Source organism: Novosphingobium sp., from assembly GCF_041915465.1.
In the GTDB taxonomy this organism is placed as follows: Bacteria; Pseudomonadota; Alphaproteobacteria; order Sphingomonadales; family Sphingomonadaceae; genus Novosphingobium.
This window is the reverse complement of record NZ_JAYSBK010000165.1, coordinates 1-3,259: the sequence shown is the minus strand read 5'-3', so window position 1 is coordinate 3,259 and position 3,259 is coordinate 1. Positions and strand designations below refer to the sequence as shown.

The 3,259-nt window shown below is 63.1% G+C and carries 5 protein-coding genes and 1 pseudogene; 3 read left to right on the top strand and 3 right to left on the bottom strand.

Features of this window, described 5'->3' with window-relative positions; translation table 11 throughout:
* Positions 1–770: pseudogene (locus ACE3SN_RS16475) on the top strand (trigger factor); the annotation flags it as partial.
* A gap of 120 nt (positions 771–890) precedes the next feature.
* On the opposite strand, the gene ACE3SN_RS16470 reads toward ACE3SN_RS16475, so the two are convergent.
* The 3 genes from ACE3SN_RS16470 to ACE3SN_RS16460 all read right to left on the bottom strand — a co-directional run bounded on the left by ACE3SN_RS16470 (position 891) and on the right by ACE3SN_RS16460 (position 2,145).
* Positions 891–1,076, bottom strand: coding sequence for a DUF2892 domain-containing protein (locus ACE3SN_RS16470; protein ID WP_374531864.1), 186 nt, complete (start codon positions 1,074–1,076; stop codon positions 891–893).
* An 84-nt stretch (positions 1,077–1,160) separates the two neighbouring features.
* A complete protein-coding gene (locus tag ACE3SN_RS16465; RefSeq protein ID WP_374531862.1) occupies positions 1,161–1,760 on the bottom strand; it encodes a Crp/Fnr family transcriptional regulator in 600 nt (199 codons plus the stop codon).
* Between the two features lie 28 nt (positions 1,761–1,788).
* Positions 1,789–2,145: a hypothetical protein gene (locus tag ACE3SN_RS16460; protein WP_374531860.1), complete on the bottom strand. Its 357-nt coding sequence runs from the start codon at positions 2,143–2,145 to the stop codon at positions 1,789–1,791.
* 160 nt (positions 2,146–2,305) lie between these two features.
* Between ACE3SN_RS16460 and clpP the strand changes: the two genes are divergently transcribed.
* Positions 2,306–2,998 carry an ATP-dependent Clp endopeptidase proteolytic subunit ClpP gene (gene clpP / locus ACE3SN_RS16455; protein WP_374531868.1) on the top strand — a complete coding sequence of 231 codons (693 nt, stop codon included), beginning with the start codon at positions 2,306–2,308 and terminating at the stop codon, positions 2,996–2,998.
* Between the two features lie 152 nt (positions 2,999–3,150).
* Positions 3,151–3,259: ClpX C4-type zinc finger protein (locus tag ACE3SN_RS16450; protein ID WP_374531866.1), on the top strand; the 109-nt coding region annotated here is incomplete at its 3' end.

The window sequence follows — 3,259 nt, the reverse complement described above, 5'->3', positions numbered from 1 at the left end:
GCCTTGAAAGCCTCGACCAGCTGAAGGGTCTGCTGCGCGGCCAGCTGGAACAGGAAACCGCCGGTCTGACCCGCACCCAGATGAAGCGCGCCCTGCTCGACGTGCTGGCCGCCGATCACGATTTCGACGTGCCGCCCTCGATGGTCGAAGCCGAATTCGAACAGATCTGGGCCCAGCTCAGCCAGGAAGCCGCCCGCGAAGCCGATCCGGCTGCCGCGATGGCCGAGATCGAAGCCGAAAAGGATGATTACCGCGCGATCGCCGTGCGCCGCGTGCGCCTCGGCCTGCTGCTGTCGGAAATCGGCCAGGCCAACGGCGTGGAAGTGTCGGGCCAGGAAATGTCGATGCTGCTGCAGCAGGCTGCCCAGCAGTATCGCCCGGAAGACCGCCAGCGCTTCGTCGAATACATCCAGCAGGACCCGCTCGCCGCGGCCCAGCTGCGCGCGCCGCTCTATGAAGACAAGGTCGTCGACTTCCTGTTCGACAAGGCCGACGTGACCGAGCGCGAAGTGACCCGCGAAGAACTGCAGGCCGCGATCGAAGCGGAAGATACCGCTGCGGCTCCGGCCAAGCCGGCAAAGAAGGCCGCTGCCAAGAAGGCTCCGGCCAAGAAGGCGGAAAAGGCCGAGGAAGCCGCTCCGGCCGAGGAAGCCGCTCCGGCCGAAGAAGCCAAGCCTGCCAAGAAGGCCGCGCCCAAGAAGGCCGCAGCCCCCAAGGAAGAAAAGGCTGAAGCCGCTCCGAAGAAGAAGGCTCCGGCCAAGAAGGCCTGATCGCCTCTTTCAGGCCAACGCATTCAGGGCCCGGTGCGAGCAATCGCACCGGGCCTTTGCATTGGATCTACCGGCTTGCGACCCGCGCCCGGTGCCCAGGCACCGGGCTGCCGGAAGAACTCAGTTTACCTTGCAGGTGTTGATCCCGAGGATCGAATAGAGCGGGCAGGTGCCGACCAGACCGGTGAGCAGCGGAACAACGCCGATCCAGCCGAGTGCCGTCGTGCCCGAAATGGCGAGGCCGATCAGCAGCACGCCAAGGAAGATGCGCAGTGCGCGGTCCGTGGTACCTTCGTTGCGAGTCATGGTTCCTGTCCCTTTGCTTGCGACCAGGGTGAATCTTGCACGCTTTGCGCGTGCTGTCTGTGACATTGTCACCAAGCGCGAAATTTATTCGCCAGCCCCCGCCAGCGACTGCAGCGCGTCGCGATCGACCAGTTCGATGTGCCCGCGGGTAATCGTGATCAGGCCGTCGCGGGCAAAGGCGCCAAGTTGGCGGCTGACCACGGCCCGGGCCGAGCCGATTTCGGTTGCCAGCAGTTCGTGGGTCGCATCGACCACGCTTTCCGGTCCGGCCAGGCGCAGCAGCGCACGGGCGAGGCGCTCGGCGATGCTCGACAGGGCGACATCCTCAACCAGCCGTTCAAGATCGGAAAAGCGCGTCGCCACGGCGGCGAACAGAGACGAACGAAACGCCCCGTCGCTTTCCACCCGGCGATTGAATTCGCCGGTCGGGATCACTTCGATCGCGATGTCGGTTTCGGCGATGCCTTCGGCCGAGTAAGTCGTGCCGTTGACCAGGCAGCCAAAGGTTTGCAGGCAAATCTCGCCGGGGCGAACGCGGTAGAGCACGATCTCGCGCCCATTTTCCGCGGTCAGCGATACCTTGATCGTGCCGCTGTGCACCACCACGAAGCCCGCGCAGCTTTCATCGGGGCGGAACAGGACCGAACCGCGCGGGACATTCATCGCTGAAGGTTGTGCATTCATGTTCAGACTCGTTTCCGCTTGCCCCGCTTCAGAGCTTCTTGTCCGAAGGGCAGGGGTACTTGTCTTCGTTGGCCAGCAGTAAGGCCATGCCCAGCGGCAGGTCGAGCTTGTCCTTGTCGGTTCCCACCCAATCCGTAAGCGTTGCAATCACCATGTCCGTGGTCAGCGAAAGCTTGGGGGGGATGCAGTAGAGGTTCTTTTCGGTGCGATAGTTCACGTCGGTGTCAGCCCAGTCCATGCCGTTCTGGTAGGCCATGATCACGGCGACGGCCGATTTGTCCTTTTTCGCCAGCAAGGGCAGCACGTCGGCGGCGGTCGGCTCGGCCTGGGCGGGGACTGCGATGGCGGCAGCCGCGACGGCAAAGATGGCAGGCAAGGTCTTCATGGATTGGGTCCTTTCCCCTGATTCCGCCAGCCAATAAGCCGTCAATTCTCCCCTTGCGCAAGGTTGATTGCCCAGAACACACGCTTAAGCGGTTAACGCCCTTGAACATCGCGCGCGCAGTCGCGACATAGGGATTTCAAAGTTCATGAAGAGGAATTCCATGCTCGACCTGTTTGGATCGTCCAGCGCTCAAGGCAAGTTCAACGTCGATCCCATCACCGGTGCGCTGGTGCCGACCGTGGTCGAGCAGTCGAGCCGCGGTGAGCGCGCGTTCGACATCTTCTCGCGCCTGCTGCGCGAACGCATCATCTTCGTGACCGGCGAGGTCGAGGATCACATGGCCTCGCTGATCGTGGCCCAGCTGCTGTTCCTGGAAAGCGAGAATCCGTCCAAGGACATCTCGATGTACATCAACTCGCCCGGCGGCGTGGTGACGGCTGGTCTCGCGATCCATGACACCATGCAGTACATCCGCCCCCGCGTGTCGACCGTGTGCATCGGCCAGGCCTGCTCGATGGGCAGCTTCCTGCTGGCCGCTGGCGAACCGGGGATGCGCATTGCCCTGCCGCAGGCGCGGATCATGATTCACCAGCCTTCGGGCGGCGCGCGCGGCATGGCCAGCGATATCGAGATCCAGGCCCGCGAAATCCTGCGTCTGCGCAAGCGCCTCAATGAGCTTTACTCGCAGTACACCGGCAAGAGCCTCGAAGAGATCGAAGCCGCCGTCGATCGCGACAACTGGCTCGATGCGAACGAGGCGAAGGAATTCGGCCTGGTCGACAAGGTGTTCGAATCGCGTCCCGACACCGATTCGGTCGGCGAACAGACTGGTTCGGGCGGCGCGCCGGAATAAGCGCCCCGGCGGTGCGGCGGGGTAAGGATTCGTCCACCTTGCCGCTTCAGCCGGTGGCAATGTGACCTGGGTTATGGCTCAGGATTGATAATTGGTCTCATCCGGGTAGAGTCTGGACGAGTCCCGCCCCCGGCGGCGAAACGGAAGAAGGCATGACCAAACTGCAAGGTTCAGACGCAAAGAGCACCCTCTACTGCAGCTTCTGCGGGAAGTCGCAGCACGAGGTGAGGAAGCTCATCGCCGGTCCGACGGTGTTCATCT